General features: G+C 65.7%; 16 protein-coding genes. 6 read left to right on the top strand and 10 right to left on the bottom strand.

The genetic code is table 11. From position 1 onward, the window contains the following. Positions 1 to 5: 5 nt before the first annotated feature. Together MKAN_RS15140 and MKAN_RS30530 are read right to left on the bottom strand one after the other, a co-directional pair. Positions 6 to 461 carry a MaoC family dehydratase gene (locus MKAN_RS15140; protein WP_023369440.1) on the bottom strand — a complete coding sequence of 152 codons (456 nt, stop codon included), beginning with the start codon at positions 459 to 461 and terminating at the stop codon, positions 6 to 8. Positions 462 to 543: 82 nt separating this feature from the next. Continuing rightward, the gene (locus MKAN_RS30530; RefSeq protein ID WP_082276729.1) at positions 544 to 1,083 is read right to left on the bottom strand and encodes a glycosyltransferase family protein; all 540 of its coding nucleotides are present in this window, start codon (positions 1,081 to 1,083) and stop codon (positions 544 to 546) included. Positions 1,084 to 1,953: 870 nt separating this feature from the next. Here MKAN_RS30530 and ag85C point away from each other — a divergent pair. Then, entirely contained in the window at positions 1,954 to 2,949 is a 996-nt protein-coding gene (gene ag85C, locus MKAN_RS15125) for a diacylglycerol acyltransferase/mycolyltransferase Ag85C (protein WP_023369434.1), read from the top strand. 100 nt (positions 2,950 to 3,049) lie between these two features. Here ag85C and MKAN_RS15120 read toward each other — a convergent pair whose 3' ends face one another. The 5 genes from MKAN_RS15120 to MKAN_RS15100 form a co-directional block, all read right to left on the bottom strand. After that, entirely contained in the window at positions 3,050 to 3,736 is a 687-nt protein-coding gene (locus MKAN_RS15120; RefSeq protein ID WP_023369432.1) for a YoaK family protein, read from the bottom strand. A gap of 93 nt (positions 3,737 to 3,829) precedes the next feature. Beyond that, entirely contained in the window at positions 3,830 to 5,188 is a 1,359-nt protein-coding gene (locus MKAN_RS15115; protein WP_023369430.1) for a maltokinase N-terminal cap-like domain-containing protein, read from the bottom strand. A gap of 46 nt (positions 5,189 to 5,234) precedes the next feature. Beyond that, on the bottom strand, positions 5,235 to 7,031 hold the full coding sequence (treS, locus tag MKAN_RS15110; RefSeq protein ID WP_036395041.1) for a maltose alpha-D-glucosyltransferase: 1,797 nt from the start codon (positions 7,029 to 7,031) through the stop codon (positions 5,235 to 5,237). A 109-nt stretch (positions 7,032 to 7,140) separates the two neighbouring features. Continuing rightward, positions 7,141 to 8,214, bottom strand: coding sequence for a S1C family serine protease (locus tag MKAN_RS15105; protein ID WP_023369426.1), 1,074 nt, complete (start codon positions 8,212 to 8,214; stop codon positions 7,141 to 7,143). Positions 8,215 to 8,414: 200 nt separating this feature from the next. Next, on the bottom strand, positions 8,415 to 8,864 hold the full coding sequence (locus MKAN_RS15100; RefSeq protein WP_023369423.1) for a nuclear transport factor 2 family protein: 450 nt from the start codon (positions 8,862 to 8,864) through the stop codon (positions 8,415 to 8,417). Between the two features lie 80 nt (positions 8,865 to 8,944). Here MKAN_RS15100 and MKAN_RS15095 point away from each other — a divergent pair, with 80 nt between their 5' ends. The 3 genes from MKAN_RS15095 (at position 8,945) to MKAN_RS15085 (ending at position 12,272) form a co-directional block, all read left to right on the top strand. Continuing rightward, positions 8,945 to 9,352: a TIGR03668 family PPOX class F420-dependent oxidoreductase gene (locus MKAN_RS15095; RefSeq protein WP_023369422.1), complete on the top strand. Its 408-nt coding sequence runs from the start codon at positions 8,945 to 8,947 to the stop codon at positions 9,350 to 9,352. Positions 9,353 to 9,648: 296 nt separating this feature from the next. Then, the gene (locus MKAN_RS15090) at positions 9,649 to 11,796 is read left to right on the top strand and encodes an elongation factor G-like protein EF-G2 (RefSeq protein WP_023369420.1); all 2,148 of its coding nucleotides are present in this window, start codon (positions 9,649 to 9,651) and stop codon (positions 11,794 to 11,796) included. An 8-nt stretch (positions 11,797 to 11,804) separates the two neighbouring features. After that, a complete protein-coding gene (locus tag MKAN_RS15085) occupies positions 11,805 to 12,272 on the top strand; it encodes a DUF2231 domain-containing protein (RefSeq protein WP_023369418.1) in 468 nt (155 codons plus the stop codon). Positions 12,273 to 12,278: 6 nt separating this feature from the next. Here the strand turns inward: MKAN_RS15085 and MKAN_RS15080 are convergent, their stop codons facing one another. Beyond that, positions 12,279 to 13,877 (bottom strand): FadD7 family fatty acid--CoA ligase, encoded by a 1,599-nt coding sequence (locus tag MKAN_RS15080; protein WP_042313697.1) that lies wholly within the window; start codon positions 13,875 to 13,877, stop codon positions 12,279 to 12,281. 278 nt (positions 13,878 to 14,155) lie between these two features. Here MKAN_RS15080 and oxc point away from each other — a divergent pair, with 278 nt between their 5' ends. Then, the gene (gene oxc / locus MKAN_RS15075) at positions 14,156 to 15,916 is read left to right on the top strand and encodes an oxalyl-CoA decarboxylase (protein ID WP_023369414.1); all 1,761 of its coding nucleotides are present in this window, start codon (positions 14,156 to 14,158) and stop codon (positions 15,914 to 15,916) included. Here oxc and MKAN_RS15070 read toward each other — a convergent pair. Continuing rightward, entirely contained in the window at positions 15,900 to 16,832 is a 933-nt protein-coding gene (locus MKAN_RS15070; protein WP_023369411.1) for a LysR family transcriptional regulator, read from the bottom strand. The two genes, oxc and MKAN_RS15070, sit on opposite strands and share 17 nt — an antisense overlap. A 360-nt stretch (positions 16,833 to 17,192) precedes the next feature. Between MKAN_RS15070 and MKAN_RS15065 the strand changes: the two genes are divergently transcribed. After that, complete coding sequence (locus MKAN_RS15065) at positions 17,193 to 17,948, top strand: L,D-transpeptidase (RefSeq protein ID WP_036443902.1); 756 nt, start codon at positions 17,193 to 17,195, stop codon at positions 17,946 to 17,948. 236 nt (positions 17,949 to 18,184) lie between these two features. Here MKAN_RS15065 and MKAN_RS15060 read toward each other — a convergent pair whose 3' ends face one another. Then, entirely contained in the window at positions 18,185 to 19,957 is a 1,773-nt protein-coding gene (locus MKAN_RS15060; protein WP_023369408.1) for an NRAMP family divalent metal transporter, read from the bottom strand. Positions 19,958 to 19,990: the final 33 nt, after the last annotated feature.

Below are 19,990 nucleotides of genomic sequence, written 5' to 3'. Positions count from 1 at the left end.
TGCGCTCAGGAGATGTAGCGAACGACGCTTTCGGCAACGCATGCGGGCTTGGGCGAACCCGCTATCTCGACTGTGGTCGACACCGTGGCCTGCACGGCGCCGTTACCGAGGTCTTCGACGCCGACCAACGAACTCTGCGCCCGTACCCTGGAGCCGACAGGAACCGGCGCGGGAAAGCGAACCTTGTTGAGTCCGTAATTGATTGCCAGTTTGATCCCTTTGACCGTGTACATGTCATGCTGCAACCGCGGCAGAAGTGACAGCGTCATGAAGCCGTGGGCAATGGTCGTGCCGAACGGGCCTTTGGCCGCTCGTTCCGGGTCCACGTGGATCCATTGGTGATCACCGGTGGCGTCGGCAAACAGATTGACGTCTTCTTGAGTGATGGTCACCCAGTCGCTCTGCCCGATGGTCTCACCCGCGGCGGCGGCCAGGTCGGCAACGGACTCGAAGGTGCGCATGAATGTCTCCTCTGGTCGGGGGTAAGCATAGATCGGGTTCGGTTGCTGCTGATTGCCGGACGCACCGATTAGCCCAGATCACCTACCGCAGCCGATGAAGCCACCGGTCACGGCGCTGCGGTGGCGACTGCCGGCCCGCGGTAAAGTCCCCGCGCCGCAACTCGGCCGACCGAGGCCCATAGAACATGGCGAATCCGCCGTTGGCACGGATCAGATGTTCGATACGCAACGCATTCTGGGCGACGGCAACTGGTCCGGTCAAGCGATTGAAGTGGTCATTGGTCGCCATCGTGTGGAACTGCAATACGCCAAGTCGATCATCTTGCTCGAACTCGTTGACCGCGCGAGCCAGAAAATTGCCGTGCATGGGAAGTGACGAATCAACATCAAGGAGGACAACATATTGCGCCGCCTCAATCAAAGTCTGCGCGAGATCGACATTGCCCGGCTTCAGCCCGCCCTTCCGACAGTTGTGGCGGAATACGACGCGAATGTCGTTGTCTTTTTCTGCGTGCGACTGGACGTACTGCCGCCACCGGGTGAAGTCAGTGCTGTTTGTATCGGGTGAATTATCGACGACAATGACTTCACGTGGACCGTGGTACGGGTCAGGTACGCGCAATCAAATGTCATCTTGGCCACCTCGAATGGCTCTTGGTGGGAAGCAATAATGATAGCCACCCCCGGAGCATCCGCAGAATAGCGGCGCTGCAGCGGCGTCTCGCGTGCCCACTCTCGGTGAAAGAGCACCGCTTTGGTGAAGAGCACCGTCTTGTAGACAGTGGCATAAACCGGTGCGATGGAACCACTAAACAGTACCCACCCCCACACGGTGTTGATGTTCTGGAGGAGCATGGCTAAACACAGAAGTGTCAGAATTACTGTTGCGAATAGAAACCATGGATCCACGATCCGTGCCGTCGGACCGGCCTTATCACTCAATAGTCACCCTCAAAAGAACTTTCAATTGGATGGGAACCGGATTTCCCGCACGGTGGTCGCGGAACCGAGGATGCCGCCGCGTGCATGCGGCACTACTTCATGAAGACCCGCAGTCCGTTATCAATTCGAAATGCATAGTAACGCACCGACATTAGGCGCAGTGCACTCACAGTAGACCAGGGGCGTGCTCACAGCAGGCTAGTGGTGCGCGGTCAGGATTGCCGAATCGAGTGGCACCCCTGCGGCGTTGTGCTCAGCAAGGAGCCTCGTATTGTTCACACCACAAACAGCGTCATTACGCATGACCTGGAGAGCAAGCTCGTCGGCCGCCGATGCGCGGTCCCGTTGAACAACACGCGACGCTCAATCGAGTTGACCGCCAATCGTCAACTGGACGAGCCGATTCCGGGCCGACGCCCAATCGTTAGCCAACCGCGATGTCCCGCTTCGGCGGCGACAGACCCGCCGCGGCGCCCTGCTGTGTTTCACTCGCCCAAGACAGGTTCGACCGCGACATGCGGCAGACGAGAGTTGGGATGGGTTACAAGCCATGAAGTTCGTTGAAAAGCTGCGTGGCGCAGCGAAAACCATGCCCCGCCGGCTGGGTATCGCGGCGGTGGGGGCCGCCCTGCTATCCGGTGTGATCGGCGCCGTCGGCGGCTCGGTGCCCGCGGCCGCGTTCTCCAGGCCGGGCCTTCCAGTCGAGTATCTGCAGATCCCGTCGCCGTCGATGGGCCGCAACATCAAGGTCCAATTCCAAGGCGGCGGACCGCATTCCGTCTACCTGCTGGACGGTCTTCGCGCACAGGACGACTACAGCGGTTGGGACATCAACACCCCCGCGTTCGAAGAGTTCTACCAATCCGGCCTGTCGGTGGTCATGCCAGTCGGCGGCCAGTCCAGCTTCTACAGCGACTGGTACCAGCCTTCGCAGGGCAACGGTCAGAGTTACACCTACAAGTGGGAGACCTTCCTCACCAGGGAAATGCCCGCCTGGCTACAGGCCAACAAGGGCGTTTCACCGGTCGGCAATGCGGCGGTGGGCCTTTCGATGTCGGGCGGTTCGGCGCTGATCATGGCCGCGTACTACCCGCAGCAATTCCCATACGCGGCGTCGTTGTCGGGATTCCTCAACCCGTCCGAAGGCTGGTGGCCGACACTGATCGGCCTGGCCATGAACGACTCCGGCGGTTACAACGCCAACAGCATGTGGGGCCCGTCCACCGACCCGGCGTGGAAGCGCAATGACCCGATGATTCAAATTCCACGACTGGTAGCCAACAACACTCGAGTCTGGGTGTACTGCGGCAACGGCACCCCCAGCGACCTCGGTGGCGACAACATGCCGGCCAAGTTCCTCGAAGGCCTGACGCTGCGCACCAACCAAACCTTCCGGGACACCTACCTGGCCTCGGGCGGCCGCAACGGGGTGTTCAACTTCCCGACGAACGGAACGCATTCATGGCCTTACTGGAACCAGCAACTGGTCGCCATGAAGCCGGACATGCTGCAGGTGCTCAACGGCCCCACCGCCCCTGCCACATGAGACCCGGCTGAGACACGAGCCAGCATCGGCAGCAGCGCACACGGCCAGCGCTGCTGCCGATGTTTCTTGTGCTCACCGGGGGCTCACCGGCTGATCCGGATCAGGACTCCGACAACAACGCACGCCGGTCGGAGTGGAAGTACGTGTAGCCCGTGGTGACCGCGCAGACGATCGTCGCCACCGCCAGCATCTGGGATCCGCCGACCACCAAGCTGATAACGCCTCCGGCCACGGCGCCCAGGCTGAAGCTGGCGTACAGCAAGAAGTAGCCGAGCCAGTCCTCCACCTTCCCGCCGGCCAGCTGACGTTCGATGCCCTGACCCATCTTGACCAGAGTGCCCGTCACGTAACTCAACGGCACCGACACCTCGCCATCCTTGACGAACGATGTGTTCAATGCGCCGATCCCAAACACCACGAACAGAATCGGGACGAAATCAAGCAGGGTCTGTTCCCATCCACCCAGGAGAATGTCGAGCGCGGTGGCCGCCACCAGACTGAAGGTGGTCAGCACGGTGGGGCCGTGCGGATGATCGACCCAGAAATGGCGCCGGCATATCGAGGCAACCACCACACCCGCGACAAAGCACACGATCAACAATGACGCGGTTATCGACAGCCACACATCGTCGCGGAAAACTCCGAGCACAGCTCGCTGCGCATTGCCGGTCATGAAAGTCACGAAGTAACCGGCGGAGTGGGTGAACGCCGTCGCCCCCAACACTCCGGCCAGCCCCGCCAGCACCCAGGACAACCTCGCTTCGCTGTCGTAAATCTCTTTCTGCACACGAGCATGCTTCCAGAGACTCGCGGGGTCCGCAGATATCAGCCGGTAACCTCAGCTCGCAGACCCGCGCCGGGCAACCGCGGAAAAGCCGGCTCAGGCGGTCAGCCGGGCGATCGACCGCAACGGAATCGGCAGCCATCCGGGCCGATGCCGCGCCTCGTAGCCCACCTCGTAGACCGCCTTGTCCAATTCGTAGGCGGCCAACAGTTGCGCCGAATCCCGGGGGTCGGTCCCCGATGCGGCCGCATAGCCCTCGCAGAATGCGGTGCGATTGCGCTCGACCCATTCCCGGGCGCGGGCGGCCAACTGCTTGTCGGTGGCCTGGTCCACCAACGGCCCGTAGGCGGCGTACTCGAAGGAGCGCAAGACACCGGCCACGTCGCGCAACGGCGAATCAGGTGCTCGCCGCTCATCGAGCGGCTGACCGGGTTCACCTTCGAAATCGATCAACAGCCAGCTCTCCGGGGTCCGTAACACCTGTCCCAGGTGCAGGTCGCCGTGGATCCGCTGGACGGTGATGGTCTCGCCGGCGAGCTTCTGGATTCGCTCTTCGATCGTCGCCGCGTACCCCTCCAGCTCCCGAACCGCCGCCACGGTCGACGACAGCCGCGCCAGCACGGTGTCCACCGGGAATGGCGCCGGGGCCGTTCCCAGGCAATCGGCCAGGGTGGCGTGCACCGACGCAACCGCCTCACCGAGCCGGTAAGACTCGCCGGCGAAGTCTCCGCCGACTTCGTGGGCATACAAGTCGCCCTCGGCGAACAGATCGCGGACGCTGGCGGTGGCCATCGCCCAGCCCTCGGCGGCGTTGGAGGCGAATTCGGTCACCATGCCCAACGGACACGCCTGCTCACCGGCCGCCGAACTGCCGGCATCCGGCCCGGCCATCTCGTAGGTCCCCAGCAACCGTGCTACGTGCGGGTTACCGGCACGGCCGAGCACCCGGTTCAATTCGATATCGGGACTGATGCCACTGGAAACCCGGCGAAACACCTTGAAGATCGCGCGCCGATCGAAGATGACGCTCGTGTTGCTCTGCTCGGCGTCGGAGACGTGCGGCGCCGCGTTCAACGGCAATTCGACGTCCGGTTCTTTGGCGAATGTCACCTCCACGCCGCAAGCAACGCGGACGGCTGACGAGTCGATCAACGAGAGCAGAAACGGCGGCGCATCGGTGTCGTAGAGGGCGTCGAAGCCCATGCGGTCTTGCGCCGACCCGATCGTTGCCACGGTGCTGTACTCGGACACCGGCGCGGCGTCCCAACCGACGATCACCTGGTAGCGCTCCGCCGAACCGTCGGCGTAGTCGGCGTCGACGAGCACCAAGTCGAGATCGTCCTTCAGCGGGACGACCACGTTGACCTCCGCGCGGGACAGCTCGCGGTTGCGCCCGGCGTACCACCGTTGCTGTGGCAGCCACTCAGACCAGGGCAGCTTGGCTGGCAGACTCATGTGCGCCGCTCCTCTTCGCTTCGCTTCGCATCGTCGCCGGCGCGGGTCATGCATTCTCCTCGGTTCTGGACAACTGGAACCAGTAAAAGCCGTGGCCCGGCAGGGTCAGCAGGTAGGGCAGGTGGCCGATAGGGGGAAATTCCACATGCCCGGTGAGCTCGATCGGTGTGTAGCTGTTCCATTGCTGCAGGTTCAGTTCGATGGGCTGCGGGAACCGGGAGAGGTTGTTCACGCAAAGCACCACATCACCGTCTCTGCCGTCACTGCCCGGCGTTTCCCGGACGAAAGCCAGGACCGACGGGTTGGACCCGCCCAGTTCCTGGAAGGACCCGACGGCGAACGCCTGGTGGCGCCGCCGCACCGCAAGCATGGTCCGGGTCCAGTTCAGCAGTGATGTCGAGGTGTCGCGCTGCGCCTCGACGTTGACCGCCTGGTAGCCGTAAACCGGATCCTGGCTCGGCGGCAGGTAGAGCCGGCCGGGGTTGGCTGTGGAGAATCCGGCGTTACGGTCCGGTGTCCACTGCATCGGGGTCCGCACGCCGTCGCGGTCCCCCAGCCAGATCACGTCACCCATGCCGATTTCGTCGCCGTAGTACAGCACCGGCGAGCCCGGCAACGAGAGCAGCAGCGCGTTGAACAACTGGATCTGGTTGCGGTCGTTATCCAGCAGCGGCGCCAGCCGGCGGCGGATGCCGACGTTCGCCTTCATCCGCGGGTCTTTGGCGTACTCGGCGTACATGTAGTCGCGCTCTTCGTCGGTGACCATTTCCAGCGTCAACTCATCATGGTTGCGCAGGAAGATCCCCCATTGCGCCATATCGGGTATCGGCGGCGTCTGCGCCAGGATCTCTGAAATCGGGAACCGCGACTCGCGGCGGACGGCCATGAAGATGCGCGGCATCAGCGGGAAGTGAAAGGCCATGTGGCATTCGTCGCCGCCGGTGGTGGCGTCGCCGAAGTACTCGACGACGTCGGCCGGCCACTGGTTGGCCTCGGCCAGCAGCACCCGGCCGGGAAATTCGTCGTCCACCACCTTGCGGACGCGCTTGAGGAAGGCGTGCGTCTCGGGCAGGTTTTCGCAGTTGGTGCCCTCGCGTTCGAAAAGGTAGGGGACCGCGTCCAGCCGGAACCCGTCGATGCCCAGGCCCAGCCAGAAGCGCATGACGTCGATCATCGCCTCTTGAACGGCCGGATTGTCGTAATTGAGGTCCGGCTGGTGGGAGAAGAAACGGTGCCAGTAGAACTGGCGGCGGACCGGGTCGAACGTCCAGTTCGACTCTTCGGTGTCGACGAAGATGATCCGGGCGTCGGTGTACTTCTGGCTGGTATCGCTCCACACGTAGTAGTCGCCGTACGGCCCGTCGGGGTCGCGGCGGGATTCCTGGAACCACGGGTGGGATTCCGAGGTGTGATTCATCACCAGGTCGGTGATCACCCGGATCCCCCGGCGGTGGGCGGCATCGACCAGGGCGACAAAGTCGTCGACGGTGCCGAAGTCGGGCAGCACCTTGTAGAAGTCGCGGATGTCGTAGCCGCCGTCACGCAGCGGTGAGTCGTAGAACGGGGGCAGCCAGATGCAGTCGATGCCGAGCCACTGCAGGTAGTCCAGCCGGTCCAGGAGTCCACGCAGATCACCCGAGCCGTCCGCGCTGGAATCGTAGAAAGCCCGGACCAGCACCTCGTAAAAAACGGCGTGCTTGAACCAGGTCGGGTCAGCGGGAAGCGCGGCGGCATTGCCGAAATCCTTGGCATCGGGGTGCTCGACCACACCCCCTTCGACATGGCTGCCCTCGGCGGGATGGTGCGCAGGATCGTGCCGGGAGGCTTCTCTTGCGTCGTTCATCAACTCCACGATGCCACGGGTACCCGAGGCGGAACCTCGGGAACCATGCGGGCAAACACTGCCGGTGCCAATCGAATTCGCCGGCCGGCTGTGATCATCCCCGCGTAGCTCAGGCCGGCGGCCCTTCCGCCAGCGTCACGTTCTCGGTGCGGGCGACCCCTGATTTGGACAGCCAGCTGATCGAGACGACGTCACCGGGATGATGCCCGTTGAGCACATCGGACAAGGCGGTAGCCGAACTGATCGCGATGCCGTCGACCGCGGTGACCACGTCGCCATTGGAGATCCCGATCGACGCGGCGGGCGCAGTCCCCACCACTCGCTGCACCCTGGCGCCGTTGCCGTTGTTGTCGACGACGCCCAGGCCGAGGAAGGCAGTCGGTCCGATGTGCACCGTGGGCGACCCGCCTCCGGAGCGGATCTGGTTGGCGATCGCCATAGCCTGGCCGATCGGAATGGCAAAGCCTTGCCCGCCCTGGGACAGTTGGAAGTTGTCGGAAGCGGCCGTGTTGATGCCGACAACCTGCCCCTGGCTGTTGACGATCGGCCCGCCCGAGTCGCCGGGCCGGATCGCGGCGTCGACCTGGATCAGCCCGTTGAGCGTCTCTTCGGCACCGGTGAGCGCGTCCGAGGCCTGGACGGTCTGGTTGAGGGCAACCACCCGCCCGGGCACCGCGCGCGGCGTTCCGCCCTGCCCACCGGTGTTGCCCAGCGCGACGATGGGCTCGCCGATGGACACTCCGCCACCGATCGCGGCGGTGGGCAGACCGCCCGCGCCCCGCAGCTGCAGCACCGCGATGTCCTGGGTGCGGTCATAGCCGACCACGTCGACGCCGTAGGTTTGGCCGTTGCCAACGTCGAACGCGCTGATGTCGGTGGCGCCCGAAATCACGTGGTTGTTGGTCAGCACGACGCCGTTGGGATCGATGACGATGCCGGTGCCGGCTCCTACCGCATTGTTGTAGCCCAGCTTCGTGTTGATGTTGACGATCTGCGGCCCTACCTGGCCGACCAACGCCGACGGGTCGAGCGGCAACGACGGGTAATCAGCGAACCGGTCCAGCGCGAAGGTGGACGGCGCCGCCGATGCGGGCGCCGGCGGTGTGGCCAGACCCAATCCGAGCACAGCCACTATGGCGACCAGCCATGACCACCTCACCGGGCGGTGGCGATCTTTGCTCATCCCGTAACCTCCTGCGTCGGGGGAAGAAGCTGAATTGTCCCAGCCTTAAGGTCCGGGCAGCACAACTTTGTCTACATCTACCGTAGTCCAAATACCCACCTCAGCAGGTCCCAAGACTTCGGGCGGCCAAGATTGCGGCTATTGCCTATACCCGCCTTAGGCCTTTACTAGGCCTTTACTAGGCCTTTACTAGGCCTTTACTAGGCCTGCGTAATGCCATAACTCAGATGGTGACTGATATCACCAACCATGTCGATCAGGGTCAGGTCGCGGTAGGAAAAACGCCAGGTCCCCTCGACGCATTCGAAGCGGTCGTGATAGCGGCCCGCAACAATGGCCTGAAGCGGAAAGTCGTCGGCCTGCTGCAGCACCGTGTAGTTACTGCGGCATTGCGCGGTTTTGGCGTGCCCGTCGATCTCGATGATCGGATTGGTGACCACATGCTTGGTTCGGGGTGTGCCGTCGGGATACAAGACGATCAGCGACTTCCAGATCCTCAGCAGCCCCGCCGCATCGATGGTGTCGTGGCCGGCAGCGTCGATCCGGATGCGAGCGTGCTCGAAGAGCGCGGCCGCCTCGTCCAGGTCGCCGGCGTCGATGCACTCCGCATAGCGGTAGAGGAGATTGGCGATCTGCGTCTCCGCCGGCATGGGGTAACCGTAGCCCGGCGAGGGAGTTTCCGGGGCGATCGGCCCGAGCCGCGCAACAGCCCGGCCTTTAGGCTGGGCCGGTGGGCGAATTCGACCCGACGGCCGCCTTCACGCAATCGCCGGTAGCGCGGCTGGCCACGATCACGCCCGCGGGCACGCCACACCTGGTGCCGGTGGTTTTCGCGGTGGATCGAGACGTCATCTTCACCGCCGTCGACGCGAAGCCGAAAACCACCAAGCGGCTGCAGCGCCTCACCAATATCGAAAGCAATCCGCATGTCAGCCTGCTCGTCGATCATTACGACGACGACTGGACGCAGTTGTGGTGGGTCAGGGCCGACGGAGTCGCCGCGATCCATCACGACGGCGCGGACATGCACACCGGATACCGGCTGCTGTGCACGAAATACCCTCAGTACCAGTCGATTCCGTTGGACGGACCGGTGGTCACCGTGTCGGTGCGACGTTGGTCCAGCTGGCACAGCTGACCCGACAGCCCACCAGCCCCACCGGTCACACCGATACCAGGCAAGCACGGCGTGACTTTGAGATGCGGTAGCGCATGCGCCTTTCGCGCGCGGAGGTGGTCGCCGGCGGATAGCCGCATCGGCCGACCGCGGGGGTCGACGACGGTGTCGCATTTGCGTTGCACCGCATCGGCCGGGCCTTGTGCTGGGCCGCGGTTGAGGGAAAAGTTGCTACTGCGTCCTGTGGGCTGGAACACACCGCTTGCGGGAGTGGGCGGGCTTGGATTCCTGATACCCGGAAGAACTGGAGGAAAGTCATGGCCGACAGAGCGAGTGCCTCCCAGGGGGCGGGAGCCGCACCCACAGCGGACGGCCCGGACGCCGTTCGCAACGTGGTTCTGGTGGGACCATCAGGCGGCGGCAAGACCACCCTCGTCGAGGCCCTGCTGGTCGCGGCCGGAGTGCTGTCCCGGCCGGGATCGGTCACCGACGGCACCACGATCTGCGACTACGACGACGCGGAGATCCGCCAGCAGCGCTCCGTCGGGCTCGCGGTGGCCTCGCTGTCGCACGACGGCATCAAGGTGAACCTCGTCGACACCCCTGGATACGCCGATTTCGTGGGTGAGCTGCGCGCCGGGCTGCGAGCCGCGGACTGCGCGCTGTTCGTGATCGCGGCAAACGAAGGCGTCGACGAACCCACCAAGTCGCTCTGGCAGGAATGCAGCCAGGTCGGCATGCCGCGCGCCGTGGTGATCACCAAGCTGGATCACGCCCGGGCGAACTATCCCGAGGCCCTGGCCGCCGCCCAGGACGCGTTCGGCGACAAAGTCTTACCGCTGTACCTTCCCGCCGGTGCGGGCCTGATCGGGTTGCTGTCACAAATCCACTACGAGTACTCCGGCGGCAAGCGCACCGCGCGACCCCCGGACCCGTCGGACGCCGATCGGATCGAGGAGGCCCGCGGCAGCCTGATCGAAGGGATCATCGAGGAGTCCGAGGACGAGTCGTTGATGGAGCGCTACCTCGGCGGCGAGGATATCGACGAATCCATCCTGATCCAGGATCTGGAGAAGGCCGTTGCCCGGGGCTCGTTCTTCCCGGTGATCCCGGTGTGCAGCGGCACCGGCGTCGGCACCCTGGAACTGCTGGAGGTCGCCACCCGCGGCTTCCCATCTCCGATGGAGCACCCGCTACCGGAGGTGTTCACCCCGCAGGGCGCCACACACGCCGAGTTGGCCTGCGACGTGAACGCGCCATTGCTCGCCGAGGTCGTGAAGACGACGTCGGACCCCTACGTCGGCCGGGTCAGCCTGGTGCGGGTGTTCTCCGGAACCATCAAACCCGACGCCACGGTTCATGTGTCGGGCCATTTCTCGTCCTTTTTCGGCGACCAGAACGGGTCGGCGAACACCCATCCCGACCACGACGAAGACGAACGCATCGGCCCGCTGTCGTTCCCGCTCGGCAAGCAGCAACGCCCCGCAACCGCGGTGGTGGCCGGCGACATCTGCGCCATCGGCAGGCTGAGCCGCGCGGAAACCGGCGACACCCTGTCGGACAAGTCCGAGCCTTTGGTGCTGAAACCCTGGACGATGCCGGAACCGCTGTTACCCATCGCGATTCAGGCGCACGCAAAGACCGACGAGGACAAATTGTCGGTCGGCTTGGGCCGTCTTGCCGCCGAAGACCCGACACTGCGGATCGAGCAGAACCAGGAGACCCACCAGATCGTGCTGTGGTGCATGGGCGAGGCCCATGCCGGCGTGGTGCTCGACGGGCTGGCCAATCGGTACGGCGTCACCGTGGACACCGTGGAGCTGCGGGTACCGCTGCGCGAAACGTTCGCCGGCAACGCCAAAGGCCACGGCCGTCACGTCAAGCAATCCGGCGGGCACGGCCAGTACGGGGTGTGCGACATCGAGGTGGAGCCGTTGCCGGAGGGCTCCGGGTTCGAGTTCGTCGACAAGGTGGTCGGTGGCGCGGTGCCACGCCAATTCATTCCGAGTGTGGAGAAGGGCGTCCGGGCGCAGATGGAAAAGGGGGTGCTCGCCGGTTACCCGGTGGTGGACTTGCGGGTCACCCTGCTCGACGGTAAGGCCCACAGCGTCGACTCCTCCGACTTCGCCTTCCAGATGGCCGGTGGACTGGCTTTGCGGGATGCGGCCGCTGCGACCAAGGTGATCCTGCTGGAGCCGATCGACGAGATCTCGGTGTTGGTGCCCGACGATTTCGTGGGCGCGGTGATGGGTGACCTGTCCGGGCGCCGCGGCCGCGTGCTGGGTACCGAGACCGCCGCCAACGAACGCACGGTAGTCAAAGCCGAAGTGCCTCAGGTCGAGTTGACCCGGTATGCCATCGACTTGCGCTCGCTCGCCCACGGTGCCGCATCGTTCACCCGCAGGTTCGCCCGATACGAACCGATGCCGGAATCCGCTGCGGCCCGGGTGAAGTCAACCGCGTAGCCGGCCCCATGTCGACGGTTGACGGACTACCGGCCCACATATTGCTCAACCATCTGGTCGTCGTGCTGGGTCCGTTGACGGCGATCCTGGCGATCATGTGCGCGCTGTGGCCGGCGGCCCGCCAACGACTGGTCTGGATGACTCTGGCCCTGGCCGTCATCACGCTGATCGTGACCCCGTTGACCGCGGACTCGGGCGAGTGGTTGGCCGGCAAGCTCGGCCAGTCGCCGGCGATCGATAAGCACGCGGATCTCGGCGAGACGATGTCCTACTTCGCGGCAGCACTGGCAGCGGCCGTCGTCGCGCTGGCGGTCGCCCACCTTCGCCGGGCCCGGGGACGCGCGGTCAAACCCGTTGTGCAGCTGGTGGTCACGCTGTTGGTGGTGGCCGCCGCCGCGGCCACGCTGGTCCAGACGTATCGCGTCGGCGACTCCGGCGCGCGAGCGGCGTGGGGTTCGGTCGCGTCGTCGCGGTGACCCGGGTTACGCCGGCGGACCGAACCGTTGGGCCACGGCGCGACGGTCGAGCGAACCCTTCGCGGTGTGCGGCAGCTCGCTCGCCAGCTCGAAGGTGGCGGGAATCTCGAAGGCCGCCAAGCGTTCCCGGCAGAACTCGGTGAGTTCTTCGGGAGTCGGCGCGGGCTGGCGAGGCACGATCACCGCCGCGACGGCTTCGCCGTAGAGCGGGTGGGGAACGCCGAAGACGGCTGGTTCCAAGACGTTGGGATGGGTGGCCAGCACGTGCTCGACGCGCTCCGGCGATATTTTCTCGCCGCCGCGGTTGATCAGCTCTTTGATCCGGCCGCGGATGCTCAGGTCGCCGTCGGCCGACAATGTCCCCAGATCGCCGGTGCGCAGCCACCCGTCGGTGAAGTTGGCTTCGGTGATCTTCGGGTCGCCGAGGTAGCCGCGCACCACGGTGGGGCCGCGCAGCCAGACCTCGCCGACCTCGCCGGGACCGACGGGCACTCCGCCGGATCCGACGATGCGGATTTCCGGCCCGGTCGACTTGCCCACCAGACCGGTCGACACTGCCGGATTTTCCTCCTCGTCGGGCCCCGTGGTGGCCACCTGGTGGGTGGCCTCGGTCATACCGAACGCGCAGACCACCGGCGCGCTGAACTCCGCGTGCAGCGCCTGTGCCGTCTCCGGGGTGAGCGGGGCGCTGCAACTGCGGATGAAACGCAGGGCAGCTTTGGTGCCGGACGGTTCAGTCTTCGCGCGCTCCAACAGGATCTGGTGAATGGTCGGCACCGCCGTGTACCAGGTGGCGTGCACCGCGTCGATGTCGTCCCAGAAGGTGTGCGCCGAGAACTTCCCCCGGGCCGGCAGCAACACCGCGCCTCCGGAGGCCAGGGTCGACAGCAACGCGGCCATCAAGCCGTGACCGTGATACAGCGGCATCACCGCGACCGTCGCATCCTGCGGGCCCAGCCGGTACCCGGCGACGATCGCCCGGATAGAACTGGCGATGTTTCCGTGCGTCCAGGGGACCATCTTGGGCAGGCCCGTCGTGCCGCCGGTGAACATGATCATGGCGTCGTCGGGCCGCAGCCCCTCGGGTGCGGACGTGACCGGCTTCGGTTCGCCGGCAGCCTCCAGACGGACCGACAGGGCGCCGTCATCGCGGCCCACGCTCACCGCCACCGGCCACCACCGGATCGCCGGATCTTCCCCGTTGTCGGGGCCGCTGCCGTCCACCAGCACCACGCGCGCTCCGGAGGCCTCGGCGCGGGCGCGCTGGTCGCTGACGGGCAGCGCCGGATCCAACGGGACCACCACCAGATCGGCTCGCGACGCGGCCAACAGCGTGACGACGAATTCGGCGTTGCTGCCTGAACGCAGCGCCACCCGGTCGCCCGGTAAGAGACCGGCCCTAGTCAGCTGCCCGGCCAGGTCGTCGGCCAACCGGATCACGTCGCGGTAGCTGATCGCGACGCGGTCGGCGGTCACGACCAGCGCGACCGCCTCCGGCCGCCGGGTTGCCGCCACCGTCACCAGATCGGCAATCCGCGGACTCGACGATTCGGTGGAACCATCGGCCGCGAACTGTTGCGCCACCGCATTGGTGATCGATGACATCGCACGCTCCTCTCGGGTGTTGCCGGTGCCGGATCGGCTCCTGATGGCCACCCTGCCGGTGACAATGCTGCTTGTCCAATACCGATCCGCTACCGCTCGATAGTCGGAACCTATCGAATGCACCCCGTAAGCTCCTGGCGGCCGCGGTCGATAGACAACGTAAATCACTGAATAGCGACCCGGTCTTGGACACAGCCCGGGCACTGGAACAAAGTGATGACCGAGACATCCGCGGCGGGGAACACTCCGGTCCCCCTCAGACACCAGGAGTCGCCACCATGACCACGCAATCGGCATCTCCCGGCGCAGCGGCGGCTGGACCGGCCAAGGATCGCCTGACCGACGGCTTTCACCTCATGGTGGATGCCCTCAAGGCCAACGACGTCGACACCATCTACGGCATCGTCGGCATCCCGATCACCGACCTCGCCCGAACCGCCCAGGCCGCTGGTATCCGTTACATCGGCTTCCGCCATGAGGGCTCGGCCGGGAATGCGGCGGCGGCCGCCGGTTTCCTTACGGCGCGTCCCGGCATCTGCCTGACGACGTCCGGCCCCGGCTTTCTCAACGGCCTGCCCGCGCTGGCCAACGCCACGGCAAACTGCTTCCCGATGATCCAGATCTCGGGTTCGAGCCGGCGGTCCATCGTGGACCTGCAGCGCGGCGACTACCAGGAGATCGACCAGCTCAATGCCGCCCGGCCGTTCGCCAAGGCGGCCTACCGGATTAACCGGGTGGAGGACATCGGGCTCGGGGTCGCGCGCGCCATTCGCACCGCGATTTCGGGTCGGCCGGGCGGTGTCTACCTCGACATCCCCGGTGAGGTGCTCGGTCAGGCATTGGAGGTCTCCGTTGCCGCCGACAGCATCTGGCGGCTGGTCGACCCGGCACCGCGACAACTTCCCGCGGCCGAGGCTGTCGACCGCGCCCTGCAGTTACTCGCCACGGCCCGGCGGCCGCTGATCGTACTCGGCAAAGGCGCGGCATATGCCCGGGCCGACAACGTGATTCGCGAGTTTATCGAGACCACGGGAATTCCGTTCCTGCCCATGTCGATGGCCAAGGGGCTACTGCCGGACTCCCATCCGCAGTCCGCCGGCGCGGCCCGCTCGCTGGCCATCGCGCGTGCCGACACCGTCGTGCTGGTCGGCGCCCGGCTGAATTGGCTTCTGGGCCACGGCGAGTCGCCGCAGTGGGCGGCCGACGCCAAGTTCATCCAGGTCGATATCGCGGCGTCGGAGTTCGACAGCAACCGGCCGGTGGCGGCTCCGCTGTCCGGTGACATCGGCTCGGTGATGTCGGCCCTGCTGGACGGCCTGGCCGGACGTCCCGTCGTGGCGCCGGCGCAATGGACCGGCGAGCTGTCGGATCGCAAGGCGCGCAACGACGCCAAGATGCGCGAGCGGCTGGCCGAAGACCCGCACCCGATGCGGTTCTACAACGCGCTCGGCGCCATTCGCGCCGTGCTGCAACGCAATCCCGATGTGTATGTGATCAACGAAGGTGCCAACGCGCTGGACCTGGCCCGCAACGTCATCGACATGCAGTTGCCGCGGCACCGGCTCGACACCGGTACCTGGGGGGTGATGGGCATCGGCCTGGGCTACTCGATCGCGGCCGCGGTGGAGACCGGGCGGCCGGTGATCGCGATCGAGGGGGACAGCGCATTCGGCTTTTCGGGCATGGAAGTCGAGACCATCTGCCGGTATCGACTTCCGGTGACCGTGGTCATCCTCAACAACGGCGGCGTCTACCGCGGCGACGAGGCGTCGGCGTCCGGCAGCGATCCGGCGCCTACCGTGCTGAACGCTCGGGCGCGTCACGAGCTGATCGCAGAAGCCTTCAGCGGCAAGGGATATCACGTCACCACACCGGCGGAACTGACCGCGGCACTGACCGAGGCGTTGGCGTCGGGGGGACCGTCGATCATCGATTGCGAGCTCAGCCCGGCCGCCGGGGTGGAGAGCGGACACCTGGCGAGCCTGAACCCCACCAGCGCCGCCACCGCCCCGCCGGCACCGGTCAGCGCCGGCGGCTGATTCCCGACATCCGGGCGTCGAAGAACTCGCCCAGGTCCAACTCCTGCGCACATGCGACGAGCGCGCGGGCGACGGGCGATCCCGGGCCGGCGGAGTTGGTGACCAAACCGATCTGGGCTTTGCGAATGGGGTCTACCAACGGGACCGGACGAATCTCGCCGCCGGTCGGCGTGGTCCATAGCCAGGTGTGCGGAACGATGGACGCCCAGTTGCCGGTGGCCACCTGGGCGATGAGCGAAGCGACAGAGTCCGTCTCGACCTGGGGGCTGACCGTGATGGCATGCTCGGCGAAGGCAGCGTTGATGATCTGGCGGTCCCGCATGTCCGGCGAGAGCAGCGCCAGCGGCAGTTGCGCGGCGTCCGGCCAGCGCACCGTCGACGCCCCCGCGGGCACCATGTCGGGCGGCACGAGCAGCACATAGCGCTCCTCGTAGAGCGGCACCACATCGACGTCGCGGCTGTCTTCTGTTGTCGGATGCACGATGATCGCGTCGAGTTCGAAGTCTCGTAGCCGGCGGTACAGCTCGGTTGAGGCCAGCCGGGAGCAGATTTGGGCCTTCACCAACGGGTGCGCCGAACAGAAACCGGACAGCACCAGGGACGCCGTCGTCGACGCGGACGGGACCGTACCCAGCCGCAGCGTCCCGGTGACACCGGAGCGCACCGCGTCCACCTCGGCCTTGAACGCGTCGTGCTCGGCCAGAATCCGCTTGGCCCACACCACCAACCGCTCCCCCTCGGGAGTCAGGCCCTCGAAGCTATGGCCGCGGTTGATCAGGGTGACGTTGAGTTCACGCTCGAGCTTGGCGATCGCCGACGACAGCGCGGGTTGTGAGACGTAACACTTCTCTGCCGCCCGGGCGAAGTGCCGCTCCTGGGCGACCGCCACGAAATACTCCAGCTGACGAAAGAGCACTTACACCTCCTCGGCGGTGGAGCACGATTTCGCTGAGGCTAACGTGTCGTCGGCCCGTCAGCCAGTCTCAACAGGCCGAGACCGCGCGCCCGGGGCGCCGGGCCAGCTTCGTGGCACGCGACGCCGGCCATCGCCCGGGCGCTGACTCGATGGGCAGCGACGCGATCGGCGCGTGGAGGGAGTGCTGCCGCAGCGGGGCGCCAGCCGCGCCGCAGCCCGGGCAAGGCTGATGACGGACCGCTACCATGACGACCGGAGCAAAGCCGGACCGCCAGTCCGAGATGTTTGCTGCAGCACGTAGCGGGTACACAGCCCTAGAATGCGGTTGTGTTGATTGCACCGTCCCGAAGGGTGACCGTCATGCGCCACGCAGTTCGTTATCTGTTCGTTATGGTTGCAATCACGACGATGGCCCTGGCCGGGTCGGGCGCTCTGGCGAGCGCCGCGGTGCCCCTGCCGCAGCCCGTGCCCGGAGTCGCCGCGGTGTTGCCGGCCAATGGCGCGGTGGTGGGCGTGGCACACCCGGTGGTGGTGACCTTCAGTGCTCCGGTCCTCGATCGCCGCGCCGCCGAACGAGCCATTCGTGTCACCTCCCCCAGCAACATGACCGGACATTTCGAGTGGGTCGACAGCTTCGTCGTGCAGTGGATTCCCGACCACTACTGGCCGGCCCATAGCCACATTTCGGTGGGTGTGCAGGAGCTGACGGACGGCTTCGAAACCGGTGACGAGCTGCTCGGGGTGGCCAGCATCTCGGCGCACACGTTCACCGTCAGCCGAAACGGAGAGGTCCTGCGCACCATGCCGGCGTCGATGGGCAAGCCCAGCCGTCCGACGCCGGTCGGCAACTTCAGTGCGCTGTCGAAAGAGCGCACCGTGGTGATGGATTCACGCACCATCGGCATTCCGCTGAACTCTTCCGACGGTTATCTGATCACCGCCTCCTATGCGGTTCGGGTCACCTGGAGCGGCGTGTACGTGCACTCGGCGCCGTGGTCGGTCAACTCACAGGGCTACGCCAACGTCAGCCATGGCTGCATCAACCTCAGCCCGGACAATGCCGCCTGGTACTTCAACACCGTCAACGTCGGCGATCCGATCGAAGTGGTCGCCTGAGACGGTGCTGATGTGGGTCACCGCGCTGCGCGGAGTCCTGGCTCCGCCGATCATTCCTTTTGGCGACAAGCCCAGGGGTGCAACGAATTTGTCGCTGACAGTCGGGCAAGGCGAGATACCCCGAACCCGCGGAGACTGATGCGGCTGATGGGAAAGCCGCGGTTGCGGACGACCACCGGGGGCGCTATTGGATCAGCGCCGTCGGGGTGGACAGTGCCGCGTGTGGTGGTCCCGGTTCAGCCCAGGCCGGCCTCGACGACCTTGACCACGACCAGCACGACCGCCACCACCAGGTAGCCGCGCAGGGTGAACAGGCCCGCACGACGGCCCGGTGACATGGTTGGGCGGGTAATGGTGGCCAGATCGGGGGTACGCCAGTTCGCCCGGTCCTGCCGGCGCACAGCACGCCGCTCGGCGCGGGTCAGCAACGAGGTGTCCTCGAGTTCGTCGACGTCTTGAGGATCCAGGCCGCCGCCGAATGCCTGCGAGATCGTCTCCGCTTCGCGGCGGTTACCCTTGCGCCGGCCGGCGATCAGCACGGCGGTGCCGCCGATGATGCCGGCCGCCGCTCCGGCCGCGAGCCCGGCCACCAGGGTGGTGGTGGACAGATGCGGGAAGAACGTCGCCGCCGTCAACGCGAGCGACAGCAACACCAGACACCACACCGTCGACCAGGCAAAGATGTTCTGCCGCAGCGTGTTTGTCCATGGCCCCAGAACCGCGCGGTCATTGCACAACAGGACCAGGAAGACGGTCGCCGAGGGCAACAGGATGCCGGCGAGCGCCTGCACGCCCTGGGTCACCAGGCCCAGGACCTGATCAGGACTGAACGCAATTGCGGCCGACACCGCAAGAAGGACCGCGTAGCCGCCGTAGAACAGTGGCGCTTCGCTGACCTTCCAGTGCAGTGAGTGCCGCTTGCCCATCGCGTCACCGACGGCATAGGTGGTGGCCAGGCCGATCGCGTTCGCCCCGATCAGTGACGCGTCGAGCAGAATGATCGCGAACAGCAGGCCCACCGTGCCGCTGAAGTGGTTGGCCAGCCCCGTCGCCACCGCCCCCGCGTCGGTGAAATGGCCGGCGTCGGCGGAGCCGGACAATCCGAACGCGGTCACCGCCATCAGCGCTGTCGCGCCGACCATCACGACGACGATGCCGAGCACCAAATCGGCTCGCGCATAAGAAATCCACTGCGTGGTGATGCGCTTGTCGACCACGTTGGACTGCTGGAAGAACAACTGCCATGGCGCGACGGTGGTGCCGACGATCGCGACGATCAACAACAGCACGGTGGCGTCGAGTCCGCCCGGGAACTGTGGCCGCAATCCGTCGACGGTCCCGGTGAAGGTCGGGTGCACCAGCAGCGCCATCGGGATGATCACCACGTTCACCGCGATCAGCAGGAACATCATCGCTTCCCAGCGGCGGAACGAGCCGCCGGCCACCACCGCGAACAACAGCACCGCAGCGGCCGGAACGGCAATGGCCTTGGGACAACCCAGGAACCCGAGTGCCATTGATACGCCGATGAATTCGGTGACGATCGTCAGTGCGTTGAGAATCAGCAGGTCGCCGACGCTGAATGCGCCCCAGAACTTGCCGAAGCGTTCGAATATCAACCGCGCGTGCCCAACCCGCGCGACAGCTCCGAGTCGCAGTACCATCTCCTGGTTGACATACAGCACCGGGATCAGCAACGTCAGCGTCCACAACAGCTTCATCCCGTAGTCCTGCCCGGCCTGTGCATATGTCGCGACACCGCCGGCGTCGTTGTCGCCGACCATCACGATCAGGCCGGGACCACTGATGACCATCAAGGTCCGCAGGCGTGCCCAGCGCTTGCGGCTCACACCCGCGCCGTCACGGGGAATCCGTCCGAAGGCACCGACGATGTCACCACAATGTGCTGTGTCCACCACCGCGGTGTCGGGCACGACGGGGGTGGGCGGGGTTTGGTCGGGTGTGCGACCGTGCGGGCCACCGTGGCGCCGGGTGGTGATCGAAGTCATCGGATTACTCGCTATCTCAGTCAAGTTGGCATG

The sequence above is a fragment of the Mycobacterium kansasii ATCC 12478 genome (assembly GCF_000157895.3).
Classification (GTDB): domain Bacteria; phylum Actinomycetota; class Actinomycetes; order Mycobacteriales; family Mycobacteriaceae; genus Mycobacterium; species Mycobacterium kansasii.
Note: the sequence above shows the minus strand (reverse complement) of the source record. Positions and strands in the feature narration are given on the sequence as shown.

Coding starts and splice junctions, on each gene's coding strand:
- MKAN_RS15140 (WP_023369440.1), bottom strand. CDS start 461: ATGCGCACCTTCGAGTCCGTTGCCGACCTGGCCGCCGCCGCGGGTGAG.
- ag85C (WP_023369434.1), top strand. CDS start 1,954: ATGAAGTTCGTTGAAAAGCTGCGTGGCGCAGCGAAAACCATGCCCCGC.
- MKAN_RS15115 (WP_023369430.1), bottom strand. CDS start 5,188: ATGAGTCTGCCAGCCAAGCTGCCCTGGTCTGAGTGGCTGCCACAGCAA.
- treS (WP_036395041.1), bottom strand. CDS start 7,031: ATGAACGACGCAAGAGAAGCCTCCCGGCACGATCCTGCGCACCATCCC.
- MKAN_RS15105 (WP_023369426.1), bottom strand. CDS start 8,214: ATGAGCAAAGATCGCCACCGCCCGGTGAGGTGGTCATGGCTGGTCGCC.
- MKAN_RS15100 (WP_023369423.1), bottom strand. CDS start 8,864: ATGCCGGCGGAGACGCAGATCGCCAATCTCCTCTACCGCTATGCGGAG.
- MKAN_RS15090 (WP_023369420.1), top strand. CDS start 9,649: ATGGCCGACAGAGCGAGTGCCTCCCAGGGGGCGGGAGCCGCACCCACA.
- MKAN_RS15085 (WP_023369418.1), top strand. CDS start 11,805: ATGTCGACGGTTGACGGACTACCGGCCCACATATTGCTCAACCATCTG.
- MKAN_RS15080 (WP_042313697.1), bottom strand. CDS start 13,877: ATGTCATCGATCACCAATGCGGTGGCGCAACAGTTCGCGGCCGATGGT.
- oxc (WP_023369414.1), top strand. CDS start 14,156: ATGACCACGCAATCGGCATCTCCCGGCGCAGCGGCGGCTGGACCGGCC.
- MKAN_RS15065 (WP_036443902.1), top strand. CDS start 17,193: ATGCGCCACGCAGTTCGTTATCTGTTCGTTATGGTTGCAATCACGACG.
- MKAN_RS15060 (WP_023369408.1), bottom strand. CDS start 19,957: ATGACTTCGATCACCACCCGGCGCCACGGTGGCCCGCACGGTCGCACA.